This is a genomic window from Achromobacter sp. JD417 (genome assembly GCF_041879325.1).
GTDB lineage: Bacteria > Pseudomonadota > Gammaproteobacteria > Burkholderiales > Burkholderiaceae_B > Achromobacter > Achromobacter mucicolens.
Window position 1 is genome coordinate 1,755,569 of sequence record NZ_CP087159.1, and the last position, 23,979, is coordinate 1,779,547.

The 23,979-nt window shown below is 65.4% G+C and carries 23 protein-coding genes; 14 read left to right on the forward strand and 9 right to left on the reverse strand.

Going from position 1 to position 23,979, the window contains the following annotated elements:
• The first annotated feature begins 6 nt into the window (after positions 1 to 6).
• The 6 genes from tldD to glcF all read left to right on the forward strand — a co-directional run bounded on the left by tldD (position 7) and on the right by glcF (position 8,340).
• Positions 7 to 1,467, forward strand: coding sequence for a metalloprotease TldD (gene tldD, locus LN047_RS08075; protein ID WP_056322600.1), 1,461 nt, complete (start codon positions 7 to 9; stop codon positions 1,465 to 1,467).
• A gap of 246 nt (positions 1,468 to 1,713) precedes the next feature.
• On the forward strand, positions 1,714 to 2,787 hold the full coding sequence (aroG, locus tag LN047_RS08080; RefSeq protein ID WP_056322603.1) for a 3-deoxy-7-phosphoheptulonate synthase AroG: 1,074 nt from the start codon (positions 1,714 to 1,716) through the stop codon (positions 2,785 to 2,787).
• Positions 2,788 to 2,889: 102 nt separating this feature from the next.
• Positions 2,890 to 4,299, forward strand: a complete 1,410-nt coding sequence (locus LN047_RS08085) for an FAD-binding oxidoreductase (RefSeq protein ID WP_062838468.1) — start codon at positions 2,890 to 2,892, stop codon at positions 4,297 to 4,299.
• Positions 4,300 to 4,479: 180 nt separating this feature from the next.
• Positions 4,480 to 5,979 carry an FAD-linked oxidase C-terminal domain-containing protein gene (locus LN047_RS08090; RefSeq protein WP_056322610.1) on the forward strand — a complete coding sequence of 500 codons (1,500 nt, stop codon included), beginning with the start codon at positions 4,480 to 4,482 and terminating at the stop codon, positions 5,977 to 5,979.
• Positions 5,980 to 5,991: 12 nt separating this feature from the next.
• Complete coding sequence (gene glcE, locus LN047_RS08095; protein WP_373981473.1) at positions 5,992 to 7,098, forward strand: glycolate oxidase subunit GlcE; 1,107 nt, start codon at positions 5,992 to 5,994, stop codon at positions 7,096 to 7,098.
• A gap of 6 nt (positions 7,099 to 7,104) precedes the next feature.
• Positions 7,105 to 8,340 (forward strand): glycolate oxidase subunit GlcF, encoded by a 1,236-nt coding sequence (glcF, locus tag LN047_RS08100; protein ID WP_373981474.1) that lies wholly within the window; start codon positions 7,105 to 7,107, stop codon positions 8,338 to 8,340.
• Positions 8,341 to 8,366: 26 nt separating this feature from the next.
• Here the strand turns inward: glcF and LN047_RS08105 are convergent, their stop codons facing one another.
• From LN047_RS08105 to LN047_RS08125, 5 genes are all read right to left on the reverse strand, one after another.
• Positions 8,367 to 9,806 carry an NAD(P)(+) transhydrogenase (Re/Si-specific) subunit beta gene (locus tag LN047_RS08105; RefSeq protein WP_056322618.1) on the reverse strand — a complete coding sequence of 480 codons (1,440 nt, stop codon included), beginning with the start codon at positions 9,804 to 9,806 and terminating at the stop codon, positions 8,367 to 8,369.
• Entirely contained in the window at positions 9,803 to 10,120 is a 318-nt protein-coding gene (locus LN047_RS08110; protein ID WP_006224972.1) for an NAD(P) transhydrogenase subunit alpha, read from the reverse strand. The genes LN047_RS08105 and LN047_RS08110 overlap by 4 nt, the downstream gene beginning before the upstream one ends.
• 2 nt (positions 10,121 to 10,122) lie before the next feature.
• Positions 10,123 to 11,241, reverse strand: a complete 1,119-nt coding sequence (locus LN047_RS08115) for a Re/Si-specific NAD(P)(+) transhydrogenase subunit alpha (RefSeq protein WP_056322621.1) — start codon at positions 11,239 to 11,241, stop codon at positions 10,123 to 10,125.
• Positions 11,242 to 11,432: 191 nt separating this feature from the next.
• Positions 11,433 to 12,308 (reverse strand): N-formylglutamate amidohydrolase, encoded by an 876-nt coding sequence (locus LN047_RS08120; RefSeq protein WP_373981475.1) that lies wholly within the window; start codon positions 12,306 to 12,308, stop codon positions 11,433 to 11,435.
• 67 nt (positions 12,309 to 12,375) lie between these two features.
• Entirely contained in the window at positions 12,376 to 13,365 is a 990-nt protein-coding gene (locus tag LN047_RS08125) for a tripartite tricarboxylate transporter substrate binding protein (protein ID WP_142049899.1), read from the reverse strand.
• Between the two features lie 237 nt (positions 13,366 to 13,602).
• Here LN047_RS08125 and LN047_RS08130 point away from each other — a divergent pair, with 237 nt between their 5' ends.
• From LN047_RS08130 to LN047_RS08140, 3 genes are all read left to right on the forward strand, one after another.
• Positions 13,603 to 14,529: a LysR substrate-binding domain-containing protein gene (locus tag LN047_RS08130; protein ID WP_373981476.1), complete on the forward strand. Its 927-nt coding sequence runs from the start codon at positions 13,603 to 13,605 to the stop codon at positions 14,527 to 14,529.
• Positions 14,530 to 14,536: 7 nt separating this feature from the next.
• Positions 14,537 to 15,655 carry a tRNA 2-thiouridine(34) synthase MnmA gene (gene mnmA / locus LN047_RS08135; protein ID WP_373981477.1) on the forward strand — a complete coding sequence of 373 codons (1,119 nt, stop codon included), beginning with the start codon at positions 14,537 to 14,539 and terminating at the stop codon, positions 15,653 to 15,655.
• 84 nt (positions 15,656 to 15,739) lie between these two features.
• Positions 15,740 to 16,558, forward strand: coding sequence for a sulfite exporter TauE/SafE family protein (locus tag LN047_RS08140; protein ID WP_056322636.1), 819 nt, complete (start codon positions 15,740 to 15,742; stop codon positions 16,556 to 16,558).
• A gap of 79 nt (positions 16,559 to 16,637) precedes the next feature.
• Here LN047_RS08140 and LN047_RS08145 read toward each other — a convergent pair whose 3' ends face one another.
• Positions 16,638 to 17,249, reverse strand: a complete 612-nt coding sequence (locus LN047_RS08145) for a glutathione S-transferase (RefSeq protein ID WP_056322638.1) — start codon at positions 17,247 to 17,249, stop codon at positions 16,638 to 16,640.
• Positions 17,250 to 17,411: 162 nt separating this feature from the next.
• On the opposite strand from LN047_RS08145, the gene purB reads away from it, so the two are divergent.
• Both purB and LN047_RS08155 read left to right on the forward strand, forming a co-directional pair.
• Complete coding sequence (gene purB, locus LN047_RS08150; RefSeq protein WP_373981478.1) at positions 17,412 to 18,788, forward strand: adenylosuccinate lyase; 1,377 nt, start codon at positions 17,412 to 17,414, stop codon at positions 18,786 to 18,788.
• A 58-nt stretch (positions 18,789 to 18,846) separates the two neighbouring features.
• Entirely contained in the window at positions 18,847 to 19,305 is a 459-nt protein-coding gene (locus LN047_RS08155; protein WP_373981479.1) for a cytochrome c, read from the forward strand.
• A gap of 92 nt (positions 19,306 to 19,397) precedes the next feature.
• On the opposite strand, the gene LN047_RS08160 is transcribed toward LN047_RS08155, so the two are convergent.
• The 3 genes from LN047_RS08160 to LN047_RS08170 form a co-directional block, all read right to left on the reverse strand.
• Positions 19,398 to 20,090, reverse strand: coding sequence for a cytochrome b/b6 domain-containing protein (locus tag LN047_RS08160; protein WP_223574799.1), 693 nt, complete (start codon positions 20,088 to 20,090; stop codon positions 19,398 to 19,400).
• Positions 20,091 to 20,176: 86 nt separating this feature from the next.
• Entirely contained in the window at positions 20,177 to 20,458 is a 282-nt protein-coding gene (locus tag LN047_RS08165; protein ID WP_056320023.1) for a hypothetical protein, read from the reverse strand.
• 579 nt (positions 20,459 to 21,037) lie between these two features.
• Positions 21,038 to 21,397, reverse strand: a complete 360-nt coding sequence (locus LN047_RS08170) for a hypothetical protein (protein WP_373981480.1) — start codon at positions 21,395 to 21,397, stop codon at positions 21,038 to 21,040.
• A 235-nt stretch (positions 21,398 to 21,632) separates the two neighbouring features.
• Between LN047_RS08170 and LN047_RS08175 the strand changes: the two genes are divergently transcribed.
• The 3 genes from LN047_RS08175 (at position 21,633) to LN047_RS08185 (ending at position 23,945) form a co-directional block, all read left to right on the forward strand.
• Complete coding sequence (locus LN047_RS08175) at positions 21,633 to 22,343, forward strand: DUF3053 family protein (RefSeq protein ID WP_373981481.1); 711 nt, start codon at positions 21,633 to 21,635, stop codon at positions 22,341 to 22,343.
• Positions 22,344 to 22,434: 91 nt separating this feature from the next.
• Complete coding sequence (locus LN047_RS08180; RefSeq protein WP_373981482.1) at positions 22,435 to 23,616, forward strand: AI-2E family transporter; 1,182 nt, start codon at positions 22,435 to 22,437, stop codon at positions 23,614 to 23,616.
• Positions 23,617 to 23,723: 107 nt separating this feature from the next.
• On the forward strand, positions 23,724 to 23,945 hold the full coding sequence (locus tag LN047_RS08185) for a hypothetical protein (RefSeq protein WP_152383847.1): 222 nt from the start codon (positions 23,724 to 23,726) through the stop codon (positions 23,943 to 23,945).
• Positions 23,946 to 23,979: the final 34 nt, after the last annotated feature.

Here is a 23,979-nt window from a genome sequence, read left to right on the forward strand (position 1 = left end):
GAGCCTATGAAAATCATCGATCCCGCCATTGCTTCCCTGGCCACCGCCAAATCCCTTCTGCTCGACCCCTGGGGTCTGACCGAAGCGGACATGGCGCGGGCACTGGGTGAAATCTTCACCCACAAGGTCGATTACGCCGACCTGTATTTCCAGTACACGCGCAGTGAAGGCTGGAGCCTGGAAGAAGGGATCGTGAAGACGGGCAGTTTCTCGATCAGCCAAGGCGTGGGCGTGCGCGCGGTCAGCGGTGAAAAGACCGCGTTCGCGTATTCGGATTCGCTGTCGCCCGAGGCGCTGCTGTCGTCGGCGCATGCCGTGCGCGGTATTGCCCGCCGCGGCGCAGGCAAGGTCAAGGTCGCCGCCCAGGTCGAGGCCGAGATCGGCCGCAGCCTCTATGCGGACATCGATCCCGTCGCCAGCCTCAGCGCGCCCGAAAAGGTCGCGCTGCTCGAACGCGTCGAACGCATGGCGCGGGCGCGCGATCCCCATGTGATCCAGGTCATGGCGGGTCTGGGCGCGGAATATGACGTGGTGCTGGTTGCGGGCAGCGATGGCCGTCTGGCCGCCGACGTGCGCCCGCTGGTGCGCCTGTCGCTGACCGTGATTGCCGAACGCAATGGCCGCCGCGAAATGGGTCACGCCGGAGGCGGCGGCCGCCTGGGTCTGGCTTACTTCACCGACGAGATGCTGCAGGGCTATGTCGAGCGCGCGGTGCACGAGGCGCTGGTCAACCTGGAAGCGCGTCCGGCGCCGGCCGGCGAAATGACGGTGGTCCTGGGATCGGGCTGGCCGGGCATCCTGCTGCACGAAGCCGTCGGTCACGGCCTGGAAGGCGACTTCAACCGCAAGGGGTCCAGCGTGTTTTCCGGACGCATCGGCGAGCGCGTGGCGTCCAAGGGCGTCACCGTGGTCGACGACGGCACCATTCCGGATCGCCGCGGATCGCTCAACATCGACGACGAGGGCAATGCCACCCAGCGCAATGTGCTGATCGAAGACGGCATCCTGCGCGGCTACATGCAGGACACGCTCAATGCCCGCCTGATGAAAACCGCCGCAACCGGCAACGGCCGCCGCGAGTCCTTCGCGCACCTGCCCATGCCGCGCATGACCAACACGTACATGCTGGCCGGCGACAAGCCTGCCGATGAAATCGTGGCCTCGGTCAAGCGGGGCCTGTATGCCGTCAATTTCGGCGGCGGCCAGGTCGACATCACCAATGGCAAGTTCGTGTTCTCGGCGTCCGAGGCCTACATGATCGAGGACGGCAAGGTCACCTACCCGGTCAAGGGCGCAACCCTCATCGGCAACGGTCCCGACGCCATGAACCGCGTGACCATGATCGGCAACGATCTGCAGCTGGATTCCGGCGTCGGAACCTGCGGCAAGGACGGCCAGAGCGTGCCGGTCGGGGTGGGCATGCCGACGGTCCGCATGGAAGGCCTGACGGTCGGCGGCACGGCCTGATGCGTTAAATGGGGGCGGCACTCCAAAAAAATCCGGCGTGACGCTCTCAAAAAACTGTGCTAGAGTCGTTCCCCATGAAATTCGCGTCCCCCGCCTTTTATTTTTATTTTTTTGGTTTTCTGAAGCCGCTGGCGGAGGAAGGGACGCGCTCAATCTGAAGTTTGGAAAGAATCCCCCCAAAAAAGCCGCCAGCGAATCTGGCGGCTTTTTTTATGCCGCCGTGGCGGGCAACCCAGGAGCAGTACCGTGTCGCACAACACCGATGACCTTCGTATTCGAGAAATCAAGGAACTGAATCCGCCCTCGCACGTGATGCGCGAGTTCGCCTGCACCAAGGAGGCGTCCGAGACCGTCTTCGCCGCGCGGCAAGGCATGCACCGCATCCTGCACGGCATGGACGACCGCATGATCGTCGTGATCGGTCCGTGCTCGATTCACGACACGCGTGCCGCCATCGAATACGCCAAGCGCCTGAAGCCCGTGCGCGACCGCCTGAGCGCGGACCTGGAAATCGTGATGCGCGTCTATTTCGAGAAGCCGCGCACGACGGTGGGCTGGAAGGGGCTTATCAACGATCCCGACCTCGATGGCAGCTTCGACATCAACAAGGGGGTGCGCGTGGCCCGTCAACTGCTGCTGGACATCAACAGCATGGGGCTGCCGGCGGGATGCGAATTCCTGGACATGATTACGCCGCAGTACATCGCGGATCTGGTCTCCTGGGGGGCGATCGGGGCGCGCACGACAGAGAGCCAGGTGCATCGCGAGCTGGCGTCCGGCCTGTCGTGTCCGGTGGGATTCAAGAACGGCACGGACGGCAACGTGAAGATCGCCGTCGACGCGATCAAGGCGGCCTCGCAACCGCACCATTTTCTGTCGGTGACCAAGGGCGGCCATTCGGCCATTGTGTCCACCGCCGGCAACGAGGACTGCCACGTGATCCTGCGTGGCGGCAAGACCCCGAACTACGACGCCGCCAGCGTTGACGCCGCCTGCCAGGACGTGTCCAAGGCCGGTCTCGCGCAGCGCATCATGGTCGATGCCAGCCACGCCAACAGCAGCAAGAACCCCGAGAACCAGCCGCTCGTCGTCGAGGACGTTGCGCGCCAGATGGAAGCCGGCGATGCCCGTCTGGTCGGTGTCATGGTCGAAAGCCACCTCTTGGGCGGCCGTCAGGACATGGTGCCGGGCCAGCCCCTGGTGTATGGCCAAAGCATCACCGACGGCTGCATCGACTGGGACGCCTCGGTGGCCGTGCTGGAGCGCCTGGCGCAGGCCGTGCGTGAACGCCGCCGCGTCGCGCTGACCTCCGGCAAATGAAGAGGATGCGCGCCGCGCACCCTCCGCTTGGCGGAGTGTGCGGCGCAGCACGCGGGGCGGCGTAGAATATTCGGATTATCGAACCCGGGAAACCACGAGATCATGAACGCTCCCCTGCACGCCGAATCGTTGCGCCGCGCGGTGCCGGCCGCCTGCCTGGATGCGCTGCGCGCGCACTTTGGCGACCGCCTGTCGGAATCGGCCGCCGTTCGCGAGCATCACGGCCGCGACGAATCGCCTTATCCGGCCATGCTGCCTGACGCCGTGGTGTTCGCGCAGTCCACCGAAGACGTGGCGTACGTCGCCAAGGTGTGCAACGAGCATCGCGTTCCCCTGATCCCGTACGGCGCCGGGTCTTCGCTGGAAGGCCACATTCTCGCCATCCAGGGCGGCATCAGCCTGGACCTGTCGCAGATGAACAAGGTCCTGGCCATCAACGCCGAAGACCTGACCGCGACGGTGCAGGCCGGCGTGCTGCGCAAGCAGCTCAACGAAGAAATCCGCAGTACGGGCCTGTTCTTCCCGATCGATCCGGGCGCGGACGCCAGCCTGGGCGGCATGGCCGCCACCCGCGCCTCGGGTACCAACGCCGTGCGCTACGGCACGATGCGCGAAAACGTGATGTCGCTGACCGTCGTCACCGCTGACGGCCGCATCATCCGCACAGCCGGCCGCGCCCGCAAGTCGTCGGCCGGCTACGACCTCACGCGCATTTTCGTGGGCAGCGAAGGCACGCTGGGCATCATCACGGAAGTCACGGTGCGGCTATATCCGCAACCCGAAGCCGTGTCCGCCGCGGTCTGCAATTTCCCGACGCTGGACGCCGCGGTGCAGAGCGTGATCGAAATCATCCAGATGGGCGTGCCCATCGCGCGCGTCGAGTTCATGGACGCCGCGAGCGTGCGCGCCGTCAACCTGCACAGCAAGCTGACGCTGCGCGAGACACCGCTGCTGGTGTTTGAATTCCACGGCAGTCCGGCCGGCGTGCAAGAGCAGGCCGAAACCGTGCAGGCCATCACGGCCGAACACGGCGGCATGGACTTCGAATGGGCCGAGCGTCCTGAAGACCGCAGCCGTCTCTGGACCGCGCGCCACAACGCGTACTTCGCGGGCCTGCAATTGCGTCCCGGCTGCCGCGCCAGCACCACCGACGTCTGCGTGCCGATCTCGCGCCTGGCCGATTGCGTGCGCGACACCGTCGAGGAACTGGATCGCGCAAGCTTTCCGTACACGATCGTCGGCCACGTGGGTGACGGCAACTTCCACGTGCTGATGCTGCTGGATGCCGATAGCCCGCAGGAGTGGCAGGAATCGGAAGCCATCAACCACAACCTCGTGCGCCGGGCCATCGCTGCCGACGGCACCTGCACGGGCGAACACGGCGTGGGCCTGCACAAGATGCAGTTCATGGCCGAAGAGCATGGCGACGACGCGCTCGACCTGATGCGCAGCCTCAAGCACGCCTTCGACCCGAACAACATCCTGAATCCGGGCAAGATCGTTTCCTGGTAAACGGCGAGCGGGGCGGCAGGCGCCGCCTCGCTTGGGTCCACGCTTGCTGCATTTAAGCGACAGGCGCCTGTCCGGTTTACGGTCGGTTACGTATGAATCGGCCGCAAAGCCCCGTAAATACGTCAGGTGCGGGTAAATCCCGGCCTGATTAACCGGGGCACTCGCGCTATTGTTGCGCTCATGAATTCACTGGTCGAAACTGGCCTGGCACAAGTGCAGGCGCCTTATTCGCAGCAACAGCTCATCGAGGCGTTGTCGGCCGTGCTGCCCGCGCACTGTGTGCTGTATCGCGAAGAGGACACCCGTCCTTACGAGTGCGACGGCCTATCCCTTTACCGCTCCATACCCGCGGTGGTTGCCCTGCCCGAAACCGAAGCGCAGGTGCAGGCCATCATGCGCGTGTGCAAGCGTCTGAATGCGCCGATCGTGGCGCGGGGCGCCGGAACCGGTTTGTCGGGCGGCGCCATGCCGCACAGCCGGGGCGTGCTGCTCGGGTTGTCCAAGTTCAACCGCATCAAGCATATCGACCTGGCCAGCGCGACCGCCATCGTTGAACCCGGCGTGCGCAACCTTGCCATCTCCGAAGCGGTGTCGCCCTACGGGTTGTACTACGCGCCGGATCCATCCAGCCAGATTGCCTGCTCCATCGGCGGCAACGTGGCGGAGAACTCCGGCGGCGTGCATTGCCTGAAGTACGGCCTCACGGTGCACAACGTGCTGCGCGTGCGCGTGGTCACGATAGACGGCGATGTGGTCGAACTGGGATCGCACGCGCCCGATGCGCCAGGGTTGGATCTGCTGTCGGTGTTTATCGGATCCGAGGGCATGCTGGGCGTGGTCACCGAAGTGACCGTCAAGCTCATCCCCAAGCCGGCGTGCCAGCAGGTGGTCATGGCCAGTTTTTCCAGCGTCGAGGCGGCGGGCAATGCCGTCACGCAGGTGATCGCGGCGGGCATGATTCCCGCTGGCCTGGAAATGATGGACCGCCGCGCGACGCACATGGTGGAACCGTTTGTCCGCGCGGGCTACGACATGGACGCGCAGGCCATCCTGCTATGCGAATCGGACGGCACGCCCGAAGAGGTGGCGCACGAGATCGCGCGGATGGAAGCGGTGTTCCGGCAGGCCGGCGCCACGCGCTGCCAGGTGTCGGCGTCCGAGGCCGAACGGTTGAAATTCTGGGCGGGGCGCAAGAACGCGTTTCCCGCCGCCGGGCGCGTGTCGCCCGATTACTACTGCATGGACGGCACGATTCCGCGTCGTCATCTGGCGCGCGTGCTGGGCGCCATCGAACAGATGGAAGACGAATTCGGCCTGCGATGCGCCAACGTCTTTCATGCCGGGGACGGCAATCTGCATCCGCTGATCCTGTTCGATTCGAATAAGCCGGACGAGGTGGAACGCGCCGAAAAATTCGGTGCGGCCATTCTTGAGCTGTGCGTGCAGGTGGGAGGAACCGTGACTGGAGAGCACGGTGTGGGAATGGAGAAAATAAATCAAATGTGCGTGCAATTCTCTCGCGAAGAACTCGACGCGTTTATGGCAGTCAAGCGGGCCTTCGATCCGCCGTGCCTGCTCAATCCTGAAAAGGTCATCCCCACGCTGGCTCGCTGCGCCGAATACGGCAAGATGCACGTCCATGCGGGAGAATTGCGCTTCCCCGATCTCGCCCGTTTCTAGGACGTATCCCTTATGGATTTTGTCCTGTCGGAATTGTGCGACCAGGTCATGACGGCGCGTGCCGGTCACAAACCCCTGTTCGTGATGGGCGGCGGCAGCAAGCGGTTCTACGGCAACTATCGTCCGGTCAGGCCGCAGGATGGCCATTGCCTGCTGGACATGGCGCCTTACCGCGGCATCGTCAGCTATCACCCGTCCGAACTCGTGGTGACCGTGCGCGCCGGCACGCCGCTGGCCGAACTGGAAGCCGCGCTTGCCGAGCACGGCCAGATGCTGGCCTTCGAGCCGCCGCATTTCGCGCCCACCGCGACCGTGGGCGGCTGCGTGGCCGCCGGCCTGTCGGGGCCGCGCCGCATGAGCGCCGGCGCCTTGAAGGATTTTGTGTTGGGGGCGCAACTGCTGGATTCCGAAGGGCGCATCCTGTCCTTCGGCGGCGAGGTCATGAAGAACGTGGCGGGTTATGACGTGTCGCGCCTCCTGGCCGGCTCGCACGGCATCTTTGGCGCCATCCTGGAGGTGTCGCTCAAGGTCGTGCCCAAGCCGATGGAAGAGATGACGCTGACGCTGCCCGCCACGCAGGCGCAGGCGCTGGCGAACTTTGCCTTCTGGCGCGGCAAGCCGTTGCCGATCTCCGCATCGAGCTGGACAAGCGAAAGCGGTGGGGCCGACGGCATGACGATGGTGCGTCTGTCGGGCGCGCCACCCGCGCTCGCCAGCGCCCGAGGGCTGATCGGCGGCGACCTGATGGCGCCCGAGGCTGCGGCGGCGTGGTGGCAGTCGCTGCGCGAGCAGACCCACGTGTTCTTTTCGCCCGGGCAGCCCTTGTGGCGTCTTGCCTTGCCGCCCACCACGGCAGACCTCGAACTGGGGCCGACGCTGATCGAGTGGGGCGGCGGGCAGCGATGGCTGAGCGGCCCGCACGATGCGGCCCAACTGCGCGACGTGGCGGCCCAGCATGGCGGCCATGCCACGCTGTTCCGGCCTGCGGACACAGCGCCGCCGGCCGATGGTGTGTTTCACCCGCTTGCGCCGGGCATTGGCGCGATCACCCGCCGGCTGAAGCAGGAACTTGATCCCGCCGGCCTGTTCAACCCCGGCCGCCTGGTCCTGGAGCTGTAGGACATCATGCAAACCAATCTGGCATCCTGGGCGAGCGGCACCGATCTGGGCAACGAGGCGGACGCCATCCTGCGCCGCTGCGTGCATTGCGGATTCTGCACGGCAACCTGTCCGACCTACCAGGTCCTGGGCGACGAGCTGGACAGCCCGCGCGGCCGCATCTATCTCATCAAGCAGGTCCTTGAAGGCAAGGAACCCACGCAGTCCACGCAGCAGCATCTGGACCGCTGCCTGACCTGCCGCAACTGCGAGACCACCTGCCCGTCGGGGGTCGAATACGGCCATCTGGTCGATATCGGCCGCAAGATCGTGGACGAACGCGTGGAGCGGTCATGGGGCGATAGAACCCGGCGCACCTTGCTGCGCAAGGCGATGCTGTCACCGATGTTCGCGCCCGCCATGCGGCTGGGGCAGAGCCTGCGCGGGCTGCTGCCGCAGGCGCTCCGGCGCAAGGTGCCGGAACGCCGCGACGCAGGGCCGCTGCCCCAGGTGGGGCATCATGCGCGTCAGGTGCTGATGCTGGCCGGCTGCGTGCAGCCGGCCATGATGCCCACCATCGACGCCGCCACCATCCGCGTGCTGGATGCCGCCGGCATCGGCGCGCGCATTGCGCCGGGCGCCGGCTGCTGCGGCGCGGTCAGTTTCCATCTGGATGCGCAGGACGAGGCCGTGGCGCAGATGCGCGCCAACGTCGACGCGTGGTGGCCCCTGGTGCAGGACGGCAAGATCGAAGCCATCGTGATGAACGCGTCGGGCTGCGGCGCCATGGTCAAGGAATACGCGCACCATCTGCGCCACGATGCGGCCTATGCGCAAAAGGCCGCGGACATCGTGGCGCTGGTCAAGGACGTGGCCGAGATCGTCGCGCCGCATGCAGAATTGCTACGCGCGCGGCTGCCGGCGGGCATGCGGGCGGCCTTTCATCCGCCATGCACCTTGCAGCACTGGCAGGGCTTGCGGCCGTTGTCCGAGCAATTGCTGGCCGACCTGGGCTTCGAGCTGCAGCCGTTTGCCGACAAGCACCTGTGCTGCGGGTCGGCCGGCGCGTATTCGGTATTGAATCCGGACATCGCGCTTGAGCTGCGCGACCGCAAGCTGGGCGCCATTGCGGCGGCAAGTCCCGATGTGATTTTGTCGGCCAACATCGGGTGCATCGGCCATCTGCAAAGCGGCACCGACACGCCGGTGCGGCATTGGGTCGAGGTGGTGGACGAGCAGTTGCGCCGCGCCGCGCAGGCCTAGGGCCCGCGCGGCGGCTGGCGCGCCGCCTATTCGACGGCCTTGACCATGTCCTCTAGCACCTTCTTGGCATCGCCAAAGACCATCATCGTGCGGTCCATGTAGAAGAGCTCGTTGTCCAGGCCGGCATAGCCCGAGGCCATGGAGCGCTTGTTCACGATGACCGTGCGCGCCTTGTAGGCCTCCAGGATGGGCATGCCGGCGATGGGCGACTTTGGATCGTTCTTGGCGGCGGGATTGACCACGTCGTTCGCGCCCAGCACCAGCACCACGTCGGTCTGGCCGAACTCGCTGTTGATGTCTTCCATTTCGAAGACCTGGTCGTACGGCACTTCGGCCTCGGCCAGCAGCACGTTCATGTGGCCGGGCATGCGGCCCGCAACGGGGTGGATCGCGTACTTGACGGTCACGCCGCGCTCGGTGAGCTTTTCGGCAAGTTCCTTCAGCGCGTGCTGCGCGCGCGCCACAGCCAGGCCGTAGCCCGGCACGATGGTCACGCTTTCGGCGTTGGTCATCAGGAACGCCGCATCATCCGGGCTGCCCGACTTGACGCTGCGTTGCGGCGTGTCGCCGGCGGCCGCGGCGCCGCCCGCCTGGCCGCCGAAGCCGCCCAGGATCACGTTGAAGAACGAGCGGTTCATCGCCTTGCACATGATGTAGGACAGGATGGCGCCCGACGATCCCACCAGCGATCCGGCGATGATCAGCATGGGGTTGTTCAGCGAGAAGCCGATGCCCGCCGCCGCCCAGCCGGAATAGCTGTTCAGCATCGACACCACCACGGGCATGTCCGCCCCGCCGATCGGGATGATGATCAGCACGCCCAGCACGAAGGCGATTAGCGTCATGATGATGAAGGGCGTCCATTCCTGCGTGAGCATGAACCAGACGCCGCAGCCCAGCATCGCCAGCGCCAGCGCCAGGTTCAGCATGTGCTGGCCGGCGAACACCACCGGCGCGCCTTGGAACAGCCGGAACTTGTACTTGCCGGACAGCTTGCCGAAGGCGATGACGGAGCCTGAGAACGTGATGGCGCCCACGAACGTGCCGATGAACAGTTCAAAGCGGTTGCCGGTGGGGATGGCCATGCCGGGCGGCGCGATGCCGAAGGCGTGCGGCTCGGCCACGACGGCCACCGCGATCGCCACCGCCGCCAGGCCGATCATGCTGTGCATGAAGGCGACCAGTTCGGGCATCTTGGTCATCTCGACGCGCTTGGCCATCAGCGTGCCGATGGAGCCGCCGACCAGCAGCCCCAGCACGACCCAGCCCAGCCCGATCGTGGCCGTGCCGCTGCGCGCCAGGCCCACGATGAGCGCCGCGGTGGTCACCACGGCGATCGCCATGCCGGCCATGCCGAAGGCGTTGCCCAGGCGCGAGGTGGTGGGATGGGACAGACCCTTGAGCGCCTGGATGAAGCAGACCGAGGCAATCAGGTAAAGCAGCGTGACGAGGTTCAGCGAGATCATTTCGCTTCCTCCTTGCCCGGCTTGCGGTCCTTTTTCTTGAACATCTCGAGCATGCGTCGCGTCACGAGAAATCCGCCAAAGACGTTCACGGCGGCCAGCGCCACGGCAAAGACGCCCATGCCGCGCGCCAGTCCGCCTTCGGTCAGCGCGGCAGCCAGCATCGCGCCCACGATGATGATGGCGGAAATGGCGTTGGTGACCGCCATGAGCGGCGTGTGCAGGGCGGGGGTGACGTTCCAGACGACGTGGTAGCCGACGTAGATGGCCAGCACGAAGATGATGAGGTTCATCAGGGTGGGATTGATCGCTTCCATGGTTACGTCCTCCGCGTCACATTGCCGCCTTCGCACACCAGGCAGGCCGCCACGATTTCATCGTCGCGCTGGATCGCCAGCGCGCCGTCCGCATTGATGATGAGCTTCAGGAAATCCAGGATGTTGCGCGCGTAGAGCGCCGAGGCGTCGGTGGCGACCAGGCCGGGCAGGTTGGTCAGCCCGATGATCGTGACATCGTGCTTTTCGACGATGCGGCCTTTCTCCGAAAGCGGGCAGTTGCCGCCGCGTTCGACGGCCAGATCCACCAGCACCGAGCCGGGCTTCATGGCCGCCACCGTTTCCGCCGAAACCAGCATGGGGGCGGGCCGGCCGGGAATCAGCGCCGTGGTGATCACGATGTCGGCCTGCTTGCAGCGTTCGGACACCAGCGCCGCCTGGCGGGCCATCCAGGCCGGGGGCATGGGGCGCGCGTAGCCGCCCTTGCCCTGTGCGATCTCGCGTTCTTCGTCGGTTTCGAAGGGCACGTCGATGAACTTGGCGCCCAGCGATTCGACCTGTTCGCGGGCCGCGGGGCGCACGTCCGACGCCTCGACCACGGCGCCCAGCCGCTTGGCCGTGGCGATGGCCTGAAGGCCTGCGACGCCGGTGCCCAGGATGACCGCGCGCGCGGCCTTCAGCGTGCCGGCGGCCGTCATCATCATGGGAATCAGCCGTCCGTAGTGATGGGCGGCGAGCAGCACGGCCTTGTAGCCGGCCAGGTTGGCCTGCGAGGACAGCACGTCCAGGCTTTGGGCGCGGGTGATGCGCGGCGCGGCTTCCAGCGCAAAGCCGGTCAGGCCGGCAGCGGCCAGCTGCGCCAGGCCTTCGGCGTCGAAGGGATCGAGCATGCCGATGACCACCGTGCCCGGTTTCATGTGCGGCAATTCTTCGGGGGAGGGCGCGCGAACCTTCATGACCAGATCGGCGCCCAGGGCATCCTGAGCGGAACCTAGCGTGGCGCCCGCGGCAACGTAGGCATCGTCGGGATAGCGGGCCGCGGCGCCCGCACCACGCTCCACGACGACGGTGTGCTTGCCGCCCACGTACTTCTTGACGGTCTCCGGTGTTGCTGCGACACGGGTTTCCCCGTCTCGGGTTTCTTTTGGTATCCCGATGTGCATCGACGCCTCTCCTCAGAAGGTTCGCCGTAGTTATACACGGAATGTGCGCTCTGGAGCTTGCCCCGTTTGTCCGCATCTCGCGCGGGCAAAAAAAACCCCATGGCGAACCATGGGGCAGGGGTCTTGCAACCCGAATGCGCCGGCCGGTATGAACACGTCGCTGGCCGGCGCCGGCGAACAGACGTCCGGCGTCAAGCCGTCTGCGCGCGCGTCCAGTTGATCAGCGCGCCGGTGAGGTCGCGCAGATCGGCCTTCAGGCGGCCATAGTTTTCGGTGGGGCGAAGCGACACTTCGTCCATGTAGAGCTTGCGGTTGATTTCGATCTGCAGGCTGTGGCGGCCTTCTTGCGGGCGGCCGAACGCGCGCACCAGCTCCACGCCCTTGTAGGGATCGTTCAAGGTGACGTCGTAGCCGCGCTCGCGCAGCCAGGCTGCGATGAATTCGCGGAAGGCGGGGTCGCTGGTGCTGCCGTCGCGATCGCCCAGCACGAAATCGGGGTGGACGAGGCCGGGGCGGTCGGTGGCGAATTCGCCGGCGACGCTGGGCATGGAATGGCAATTGATGTGCCAGACCTTGCCGAACTTGCGATGCGCGTTGTCCAGCACCTGGCCAAGCGCGGCGTGATAGGGCTCCCAGCAGGCGTCGATGCGGTGGCGCACTTCCTCGACCGTCAGCTTGCGGTCGTACAGCGGCGTGCCGTCATCGAGCATGCGCCAGATCAGGCCCTTGCCAAGCTTGACCTTGGGCGAAGGATTCAGGGCGTCAGGCCAAGCCTGGTCCAGCAGCAGTTCGTCGATTTCGTCGCGGGCGCGGTTGGCGTCGATGTAGGCGCGCGGGAAGGCCGCGGCAATCATCGGCACGCCCATCTCGATGGCGTCGCCCCACAGATCGTCAACCCAGGTGTCCTCGGCGGTGCGCAATGCGCCAAAGTCCACCGCGGCAGCGAAATCGGGGGGGTAGGCGGTGCCGCTGTGCGGGGAATCCAGCACGAGGGGGGCCGAAATATCCGAATCGGGGTATTGCTGCGGAAGGTCGAGGCGGTAGGACAGGGGTTGGGTAATTCGCATAGGGGGGTACTGCGTTCGTGAATCGGAGGTCCTCGCGTGCCGGCGGCGCGCGAGGACCGAAGACCGGTTAGTCGATCTTCACGTTGGCTTCTTTGGCGATGCGCTTGTTCTTGGCGATTTCAGCCGAGATCTGCGCGCCGAATTCGGCCGGGGTGTTGGCTGCGGGCGAAGCGCCCAGGGCAGCGAGGCGGCTCTTGACGTCCTCTTCGGCGCTGACCTTCTGGACAGCGGCGTTCAGCTTGGCCAGCACGGGGGCGGGCAGCTTGGCCGGGGCGACCAGGCCGAACCACGACGCGTCGTTCACGGCGGGCAGGCCGGCTTCGGCGAACGTGGGCACGTCAGGCAGGGCGGCAACGCGCTGCGGGGCGGCGACAGCCATGGCGATCAGGCGGCCGGACTGCACGTGCGGCAGGGTGGAGGGCAGGTTGTCGTACATGACGTCGACCTGGCCGGCCAGCGCGTCGTTCAGCGCGGGGCCAACGCCACGGTAAGGCACGTGCATCAGGTCGGTGCCCGACGCCATCTTGAACAGTTCGCCCATCATGTGCGAGACCGAACCGTTGCCGGCCGACGCGTACGTCAGCTTGCCCGGCTGGCTCTTGGCCAGCGTGATGAACTCGGCGATGTTCTTGGCCTGGACCTTCGGGTTGATGGTCATGATGTTCGGCACGGCGGCCAGGTTCGAGACGGGCGTGAAGTCCTTCTCGCCATCGAACGGCAGGTTCGGGTAGATGGCCGGGTTGATACCGTGCGTGCTGACGGTGGCAATGCCCAGGACATAGCCGTCCGGCGCGCTGCTGGCGACGAACGCGCTGCCGATCGAGCCGCCGGCGCCGCCGCGGTTTTCCACGACGACGGTCTGGCCCAGTTCCTTGCCGAGCTTGTCGGCGAACAGGCGGCCGACGATGTCGGTGGTGCCGCCGGGCGGGAAGGGAACGATCAGGCGGATGGGCTTGCTGGGATACGCGTCTTCAGCGTGCGCGATACCCGAGGTCAGCGGCGTGGCCAGGGTCGCGGCGGCGACACACAGGCCCAGAACTACATTACGGCGTTGCATGAATTCCCCTACTAATGAATGGAAAGCAGCTGCATGAAAGCAGTCGCAAACCCGACGATTCTTTCCTGGCGGGCGGGTTTGCGCAAACGAAAGATTCTCCGTAAGCTATGACTTTTTTTCATACCTCTTTCTCGGCAGGGCTTCGCCGCGGTTACTTTTATGTAACATCCGCCGTGCATCCTGTGCCGACGTCACGCCCGCACGGGCAAGGGAGCCCCACGACGGGTGGGGGCTGCAATGAGGCGTTTCTGTCCCTCTTTAACCGATCTTCAGGCCTTTGAAGTCGCCGCCAGACACAGCAGTTTCACGCGCGCCGCGCAGGAATTGTGCGTGACGCAGGGCGCGGTGAGTAAACAGGTGAAACATCTGGAGGAGTTCGTCGGCGTCGAACTATTCCTGCGAATCAGGCAAGGCCTGGTCTTGACCGAAGCGGGCCGCAGTTACCTGGCCAAGATCCAGGCCGGTCTCGGCCAGATCGAAGCGGCCACCGTCGAACTGATCGCGCATCAGGGGCGGGGCGGCACGCTGAACCTGACCTGCATGCCCACGTTCGGCGCGCGCTGGCTGATTCCGCGCCTGACCGCCTTCATGCGCTTGCGTCCCGACATCCACGTGGAATTCCTGCCGCACCGCCAGGGCTACGACTTCTCCACGCCGGAGCTGGACGCCGCCGTGCGCTTCGGCGAGGGCCTGTGGCCCGGCAGCGGGGCCGATTACATCGTCGGCCGCGAGATTCTTCCCGTCTGCAGTCCCCGCCTGATCCCGGGCGGGTGCACGTCGCCCGAAGCGCTCCTGGCCTATCCGCTGCTGCACCATACGTCGGCCCTGGAGGGCTGGCGCGACTGGTTCGAGCAGGCCGGCTGCGATACGCGCCGCAGCCTGGAAGGCGCGCGTTTCGACCAATACGCGTTGCTGTCGCAGGCAGCGGCCGCGGGCTTTGGCGTGGCGCTGATCCCGCGTTGCCTGATCGAGGACGAACTGCGCGACGGCAAGCTTGCCATCGCCATCCAACTGCCGATCCGGGCGCGCATGGGCTACTACCTGTGCTATCCCGAGCAAAAGGCCAATCTGCCCACGTTGCAGGCCTTCCGGGCCTGGCTGATGGAAGTGTCCCGCGCCGCCGAGCCCCAGCCGCGGGAAGACGTCGTGTCCGATCTAAAATAGCCGCATCATGAGTCAAACATCCACCAAGAAAGGCCGCGTTGTCGTCGGCATGTCGGGCGGGGTCGATTCTTCGGTCACCGCCTGGCTGCTCAAGCAGCAAGGCTACGAGGTCGTCGGCCTGTTCATGAAGAACTGGGAAGACGACGACGATTCCGAATACTGCTCCACCCGCCAGGATCTCCTGGACGCCGCCAGCGTGGCCGATCTGGTCGGCGTGGAATTCGAATTCGTCAACTTCGCCGCCGAATACAAGGACCGCGTGTTCGCGGAGTTCCTGCGCGAGTACTCCGCTGGCCGCACGCCCAATCCCGACGTGCTGTGCAATGCCGAAATCAAGTTCAAGGCATTCCTGGACCACGCCATGGCGCTGGGCGCCGAGCACATCGCGACCGGCCACTACGCGCGCGTGCGCGAAGTGCCGGCCGAGGGCGGCGGGACGCAGTTCCAGCTGCTCAAGGCGCTGGACGCTTCCAAGGACCAAAGCTACTTCCTGCATCGGCTGAATCAGGCGCAGTTGTCGCGCACGCTGTTTCCGCTGGGCGAGATTCACAAGACCGAAGTGCGCCGCATCGCGCACGAGATCGGCCTGCACAATGCCGCCAAGAAGGATTCCACCGGCATCTGCTTCATCGGCGAGCGCCCGTTCCGGGAATTCTTGAACCGCTACCTGCCGACTGAGCCGGGCCCCATCCTGACGCCCGAAGGGCAGAAAGTGGGCCGCCACGAAGGCTTGTCGTTTTACACGCTGGGCCAGCGCAAGGGGCTGGGCGTGGGCGGCGTGAAGGGCCGGCAACGCGAGGACGGCACGGCCGAAGCCTGGTACGTGGCCCGCAAGGACCTCGCGCGCAACGTGCTGTACGTCGTGCAGGGGCACGACCATCCCTGGCTGCTGTCCGGCAACCTGAAGGCGCAGGACGCGAGCTGGGTGGCGGGCTACCCGCCGGCCGCCGGCGTCTTCGGCGCCAAGACGCGTTACCGGCAGGCCGATGCGGCGTGCCGCCTGGCCGATGCGGCGCAAGAGACTTTTTCACTGGAATTTACCGACCCCCAGTGGGCGGTGACGCCCGGCCAGTCGGCCGTGCTATACGATGGCGAGGTTTGCCTGGGCGGCGGGATCATTCTTTAGGAATGCCCTGCCGCACGTAACCAAGGCCCCCGGGTGCAATATCCGTGGGGCCTTGTTCATGACAATAAAAGCGAGGAGAGGGTTGTGGATGTGACGATGGTGATCTGCCTGTTGGTCCTGGGCGGCGTGGTGGGCTTTGCGGCGGGCCTGCTTGGCATTGGCGGCGGGATGCTGCTGGTGCCGTTCCTGACGATGCTGTTCACCTGGCAGAAAATGCCGGCCGATCTGGTCGTGCATGCGGCGATCGCCACGTCCATGACGTCGATCCTCTTTACGTCCATCTCCAGCGTCCGGGCCCACCAGCAGCGAGGCACCATCAAGTGGCGCATCGTCGCCGCGATGGCGCCGGGCATCATCGTCGGCGGGCTGCTTTCCGGCGGCGCGGTGTTTGCGGCGCTGAGCACGTTGTGGCTTTCGCTGTTCTTCGCCCTGTTCGTGGGGTATTCAGGCTGGAGCATGCTGCGCAACAAGAAGCCCAAGCCCACGCGGCAGATGCCGGGCGTTGTCGGCACCAGCGCGGCCGGCGCGGGCATCGGCTTTCTGTCGGGCCTGGTCGGCGCCGGGGGCGGGTTCCTGTCGGTCCCGTTCATGGTCTGGTGCAACGTGGCCCTGCACAACGCGGTGTCGACGTCGGCGGCGCTGGGCTTTCCGATTGCGCTGGCCAACAGCGTGGGCTATGTCGTCTCGGGCCTGAACGAGGCCCAGACCTATCCGGGGATGCTCGGCTTCATCTATTGGCCGGCGCTGCTGGCGCTGGTCTGCACCAGTGTCCTGACCGCGCCGCTGGGGGCTCGCATGGCGCATCGCCTGCCGGTGCAGACGCTCAAGCGCGTGTTCGCCGCACTGCTGTTTGCGCTGGCGGCCTACATGCTGTTCAAGGCCTGGCAGACCTGGACGGTTTGATCGCGGAAATGAAAATCGGCCGCGGAAAGCGGCCGGTAAAAGCGAGCGCCCGGCCATGCCGGGCGTTTTTGTTGGGGCGTCAGGCCGTCTTGGGCACCGTGTCGATGAACGACTGGCGTTGGGACAGCTTGTCGTACAGGCGGGCCAGGTTGGGCTGGCCAGTGCGCCAGTCCAGCGAGGGGAAGCGCAGGTCCAGATACCCCAGGGCACAGCCCACGGCGATGTCCGCGAGGCTGTAGTTGATGCCCATGCAATGCGCGTTGTCGCCCAGGCTTTTGTTCATGGCGTCCAGGCTGGCGTGGATCTTGCCGTACTGGCGCTCGATCCATTCGGGGCTGCGCTGGGCTTCGGGGCGCTGGTTTTCCTTGACGATGGTCACGCACGCGTCCAGGAGGCCATCGGCGATGGCTTCCCAGCACTTGACGGCTGCGCGGTCGCGTCCGGGCTGCGGAATCAGCCGGGCGACAGGAGACAGGGTGTCCAGGTATTCGACGATGACGCGCGAGTCGAACAGGGCGCCGCCATCTTCCATGACCAGGCAAGGAACTTTGCCCAGCGGGTTGTACGTTTGGATCTGCGTGTCGGCGGACCAGACGTTTTCGAGTTCAAGCCGGTAGTCCAGCTTTTTCTCGGCCATGACGATACGCACTTTGCGCACGTAGGGACTGGTAAGCGAGCCGATCAGTTTCATGGAGTCACAAGCGGAGTCGGAAAGCGGCCGAAGTATAGCAGGCTGTATGACGGCCGGAATTGTCCGCAGGGCGGAATCTTCGTCAGTTTGCCACAATGTCGGGCCGCCCCGGATGATAAAATCGCCGGGTTTTCCCATCCGTCGTTTTTTCTCTACCAGACCATGCAAATCGCCGATCAGCTGAGCCAACTTAATGCCCTTTCGCCACTGGATGGCCGCTACGCTTCCCGGGGCGACGCGCTGCGCGGTCTGCTGTCCGAAGCCGGTTTCATGGCGCACCGCGTCGAAGTCGAGGTCGCCTGGCTGATCGCGCTGTCGGACGCCGGCCTGCCCGAGCTGCCGGCCTTCTCCGAGAGCGCCCGCGCGCGTCTGGCCCAGCTGGTCGCCAATTTCTCCGAAGCCGACGCCGGCCGTATCAAGGAGATCGAGCGCGTCACCAACCACGACGTGAAGGCCGTTGAATACTGGCTGAAGGAAAAGGTCGCCGATGACGCCGAACTGGCCCGCGCGGCCGAGTTCATCCACTTCGCGTGCACGTCCGAAGACATCAACAACACCTCGCACGCGCTGATGCTGTCGCGCGCCCGCGACCAGGTCGTGGTGCCGCGCCTGCGCGAAGTGGCCGCCAAGCTGAATGAAATGGCCATCGCCAACGCCGACCAGCCGCTGCTGTCGCGTACGCATGGCCAGCCCGCCAGCCCGACCACGCTGGGCAAGGAATTCGCCAACGTGGCCGCGCGCCTGAACCGCGCCATCGCCGCCGTCGAGGCCGTCGAGCCCCTGGCCAAGCTGAACGGCGCCACCGGCAACTACAACGCCCACCTGTCCGCCTATCCGGAAATAAACTGGCCCGAATTCAGCAAGCGCGTGCTGTCCGGGCTGGGCCTGACCCAAAACCGCCACACCATCCAGATCGAGCCGCATGACTGGATGTCCGCGCTGTTCGATGCGATCACCCGCGCCAACATCATCATCCTGGACCTGGATCGCGACATCTGGGGTTATGTGGCGCTGGGCTACTTCAAGCAGCGCCTGAAGGAAGGCGAGGTCGGTTCGTCGACCATGCCGCACAAGGTCAACCCGATCGACTTCGAAAACTCCGAAGGCAACCTGGGTCTGGCCAACGCCGTACTGCGCCATCTGGCCGACAAGCTGCCCATCTCCCGTTGGCAGCGCGACCTGACCGATTCCACCGTCCTGCGCAACCTGGGCGTGGGCCTGGGCTACTGCCTGGTGGCATGGGATGCCTGCATGCGCGGCCTGGGCAAGCTGGAAGTCAACACGGCCGCCATCGACGCCGATATCGACGCGTGCTGGGAAGTGCTGGCCGAACCGGTGCAGACCGTCATGCGCCGCTACGGTCTGCCGCAGCCCTACGAACAGCTCAAGGCCTTGACGCGCGGCAAGGGCATCACCGAAGAGGCCCTGCGAGAATTCATCCAGGGCCTGGCGCTGCCTGAAGAGCCCAAGGCCCGCCTGCTGGCGATGACCCCGCGCTCCTACATCGGTCTGGCGGCCGAGCTGGCCCGGGCGGTATAGTCGCCGTGCCGCGCGCGTCATGCGCGCGGCTTTCACGTTGTACCTACGGGAGATCGCAATGAAGAAGTTGTCCACGCTCGCAGCGCTGGCCTGTATGACGGTGGGTCCGCTGCTGGCGACGTCCGCCTCCGCGCAATTCGCCAAGCCCGAAGATGCGGTCAAGTACCGCCAGTCGGCGCTCACGCTGATCGGCTCGCACTTTGGCCGGATGGCACCGGTGGTCAAGGGCCAGGCGCCCTATGACGCCGCGCAGATTAAGGCCAACGTCGATGTGCTGAAGACGCTGTCGGCATTGCCGTGGGCAGGCTTCGGTCCGGGTACGGAAGGCGGCGACGCCCGTCCGGAAATCTGGAGCGATGCCGCGGGCTTCAAGCAGAAGCAGCAGGCGTTTCAGGACAACATCGTGAAGTTGTCGGCGGCTGCCGACGCAGGCGATCTGGACAAGCTGCGCGCCGCTTTCGGCGACGTGGGTGCCAGCTGCAAGGCCTGCCACGACGCGTACCGCAAGAAGAAGTAAGGTGCCGGGCCGGCGGTGCCGGCCCGCCGCCCACCAAGCAAAAAGCAAAATGCAAAAAGCCCCGTCAAGGGGCTTTTTTCATGGGTGCGTGATCAGGAGAAGGACATGTCGGACACGATCTCGAGCGATCGTATCCACAGCACCAGTCCCGTCACGCAGGCGCCCAGCACCAGGGCGCGCAGCCAGACCGCCAGTCCATCCTGCGCGGGCGGCGTGCCGGCCGGGACATCCTTGGCGTCGACGTTGCCGGTGATGATGGCACGCACCAGACGCTTGCGGCGCACGACCGCATACCAGGTGACGGCCAGCAGGTGCAACGCGACCAGGCCGATGATGACCCACTCGTTGAGCTTGTGCCAGGACGTCATCGCGCTGGCGGTGGCTTCCGAGACATACCCGAACAAGGGACCCTGCGTCATGATGTCGTCGGTGGTAAACAGGCCGCTGACCGCCTGAAAGCCCACGACCAGCAGCAAGGCCATGACCGACAGCGCGCCCAGCGGATTGTGGCCGGCGGGCGCGGCGGCGCCCTTCAGGTAGCGGACCACGGCGCCCGGGCCGCGCACGAAATGCGCGAAGCGGGCATAGCGCGGTCCGGCAAAGCCCCAGAGCAGGCGAAACAGGATCAGGCCCAGCGCCGTACAGCCGAAACGCACGTGCCAGTCCATGTACAGACCGCCCAACTTGACGCTGACGAACGCGCCGACGATGCAGACGACGAGGGCCCAGTGAAAGAGTCGGGTGGGGAGGTCCCAGATACGGACCGCGAGACGATTGTTCTGCATGTTGAGATCGGCGGACGGGAGTTGCCCGGACTTTATCACGCACAAAGCAAACCGCCGCACTAGTCGGGCGGCGGTTTTGAGGCAGATCAGCGAGCGTTGCGGCGCACGGGTTCGATGCGATGCACGTGCTCGTGGCGGAACCGGATGCGTTGTCCCGGCGCCTTCTGTACGGCCGATCCGCAAGGCACGACTTCAGTGGTGTAGGTCGTCGTGCCGTTGATCGGCGCATTGAAGATGACCGTGGCGCGAATCTCGGGGCCGTCGGCCGGTTGCAGATAGACGATGTCGCCGATGTGGATGGGCATGTCGTCGAGCTGCGTATGGGCCGGGCGTCGGATCAGGTCGGTGGTGGTGAAACGAGTGTTCATGTTGTGTTCTCTTTAGGTTCTAGTTATAGGAAAAGCTGCGTCTTGCCATGGTGAACGCACCGGGCGGGAAAATTGCCGCCATGAGTGTGTGTTGATGCGCTGCGTCCGCCGGATGTAATTGGACACGCGCTACATGACACTAACGCATTGCTGCTGCCGTCCTTTTGCGCATTCTCATGTTTTTTGCGCGCCGGGTCCGGCGAAGTGATGCCTTCGTCCAGTCTTGGAGGGCATCGATTCAGGCTGCGCGGCGAAAGACAAGATTGCCGGCGCGTTGACGTACGCCCGCGGGGTAGCGGGTGAAGCCATCATTTGGGTTGGGTTTGCTTCATGCCGGACCGGACTGGCGGACGGGTGAAGGCGTTCCCGATGCGGCGCTGGGGTTGCGTTTTTTGCGTTGTACTTCGCTAGGACGCCAGCGCTGTCGGGCGGATCTTGGCAGGGGGCAACAGGCGATTAGCTTGCCGGGCTGACCCTCAAGGGGCTGCTCTTTCAGATCCAACCGTCGATATTATCGACATTTGAGCGATTATGCAAGCATTTTCGAAAAGGAGGGCGCGGGACGTGCGCCCTTGCCTATCAGTGCGTTGCGGGCCGGGCCTGTCGCTGGGCCTCGATGATCAGGTCTTCCAGGCGTGGCGACATGCGCAGCGCCACCTGGGCGCCGGTCGTGCCATCGGGCTGCTGCTGGGTTTCCAGGGCGAGTTCGATACGTTCGTCGTCAAAGGCCTCCGGGGCCGCCTGGATTTCCACATAGCGCTCGAGCAAGGCATCGACCGCCTTTTGCGCATCCGCCAGCGCTTCCTCCGACAACTTGCCGCTGCCCAGGTATTGATTGACCACGCGCGCCAGGTCGTTCATGAAATGAAGCAGGGCGTTTGCGCCGCGGCAATCCGGCAGGGTGAAGCCCCAGGGCAGGGGGGAAGCGTTCTGAGTCATGTCGTCAGCCAAGGCAATGAGAGAAGGCGGCAACGGGCCGCCGAATGTTCGATTTTAGAGGATGCGTAAAGGCTGCGAGGCGGGCGCGCGGCGCGGCGCGCACTGTGTCAACTCGCTTCGATGGCAACAAATTCCGCCCCTTCTGGCCCCGTTGGCGGCGCTACCGGATAATCTGCCGGAATGGCCCGCCCCGTGCGGCCGTAATCTGCGGAATCGGAGTGCTAACAGGATGCGCATGGTTTGGGTTCGCGCGTGGGTAACAGGAATGGCGGTCGTCTCGATGTTGCTGGCGGCGTGCGTCAATAAGGAACCGCAGGAGCGCGCCGCATTCATACAGTTGCTGCAGGGGCGGATGAACAACGTGACGCTCGTGCCGATCGGCATGCTGGGCAAGCTGGAAAAGGAAGCCATTGGCGGCTACGACGACGCGTACGAGGTCATGACGGATTTCCAGGAGGCCTTGGCCAAGGCGGCGGCGCCCCTGCGCGAGGTGTTGTCGGTGGAGACGATCCTGTCCGTTGAAGAGATCGTGGCGCGCCGGGGCAGCCTGGAGGCCGCACGCAAGACGCTGGCCGGCAGTGCCGCCCAGGTCCAGGCGGCACGCGGCAAGGCAGACAAGGCGCGCGCGGATCTTGCCTTGCCCGCCGACCTGGCGCCCGTTTATGACGGCGTCTATGACGAGGCGGTGACGGCGCCGGCCGAGGAATTGATCGACACGGCATCCAGGATGGATGCGATTGCCCGCGATGCGCTGGCCATTGCGGACTTCGTGGCGGCCAATGCCGCGGACATCCAGTTCGAAGATGGGCAAACAAAGGTGACCAAGCCGACCTTGCAGCAGGAGCTGAACCAGCGGTTGCAAGCATTGAACGCGCAGTCGGGTGGGCTGGAAGCCGCGCGCGCAACGCTGCTGCAAGCTGCCAGCGCGGGCTCGGCCTCGCCCTAGCCATGCGCCAGCCCTGTCGCGATTCGAGCGGCGCCCGGCCGCGCTTTGTACAATGCGGCTCTTGCGGCGCATGCCGCGCCTTGGACTGACTATGAGCGATTCTTCAGGCGTGCATTACAGGACCTTCGTGCTCCTGCTCGTGGTGGTCACCATCGCGTTCGGCTGGCTGTTGTGGCCGTTCTATGGCGCCGTCTTCTGGGGCACCATTCTTGCCATTCTTTTCGCGCCGTTGCAGCGCCGTCTGGTGGCGCGCATTGGCGGGCGGCGCAATCTGGCCGCGCTCATCACGCTGCTGCTCGTGCTGCTGCTGGTGATTCTTCCGCTGGTCGTGATCAGCGGGTCGCTCGTGAACGAAGGGGCGAATTTCTACCAAAGCATCAAGTCCGGGCAAATCAACTTTGGCGCGTACTTCCAGCAGGCGATGGACGCACTGCCGCCGTCCGTGCACGCATTGCTGGCGCGCTTCGACCTGGCCGATATCGCCAGCCTGCAGGACAAGCTGACGGCCGGTGCAATGCAGGCCAGCCAGTTCCTGGCCACCCAGGCCTTGAACATCGGGCAGGACACGTTCCAGTTCGTGGTCAGCTTCGGCATCATGCTGTATCTGCTGTTCTTCCTGCTGCGCGACGGTCCGCTGCTGTCGGCGCGACTGCGCCGTGCCGTGCCGCTGAGCGACACGCACAAGCAGCACCTGTTCCGCAAGTTCACGACCGTGGTGCGCGCCACCGTCAAGGGCAACGTCGCCGTCGCGGCGGCGCAGGGCGCGCTGGGGGGCATCATCTTTTCCATCCTCTCGATCCAGGGTGCGCTGCTGTGGGGCGTCATCATGGCCTTCCTGTCGCTGCTGCCCGCGATCGGGGCGGGGCTGATCTGGGCGCCGGTGGCTGTGTACTTCCTGCTGACGGGTGCCGTGGTCAAGGGCGCGGTGCTCATTGCGTTCGGCGTGCTGGTCATCGGCATGGTCGACAACGTGCTGCGGCCCATTCTGGTGGGCAAGGACACGAAGATGCCGGACTACGTGATCCTGATCTCCACGTTGGGCGGCATGGCGCTGTTCGGGCTGAACGGATTCGTGATCGGTCCGCTCATCGCGGCGTTGTTCATGGCAAGCTGGGATCTGTTTTCGCCCGCGGCAGGCGACCCGGGGGGTATGCACGCCGTGAGCGCGCCGCTGCCGGGCAACCCCGTGGCCGGTTCGCCGCCGGCGGCCGGGCGCGCCGGCGCGCGTGCGCAGGCGGCGCTTGCCAGGGATCGCCAGTCGCGCGACGAATGACCTCGCCGGGCGCCCGCGTGCGCCCGGCCGGGTGTAAGGTGTAGCAGCGCTGGCCGGACCGCGGCCGGCCTTTCGTGTCAACTTCGCCAAACAGGAGCGCGCCGGATATGGAATGGAAACTGCATCGGTCGGGCTGGATCGAGGAACGCAATTTCGACATTGAGTTCGCCGAAACGCCCGAGGGGTACCACACACGCGTGCGCGTCTTCGGCTTTCCGGTCCTCGAAGACACCAAGCACGTGTTCCCCAACGAAGCGCTGGCTGAAAAAGGTGCGCTGACGCTGCTCAAGAGCCAGTTTTCAGGCACGCCCGACCTGGAAGAGAGATAGCAGGGCGATGGGCAGACCGAGGGGCAGACCGAGG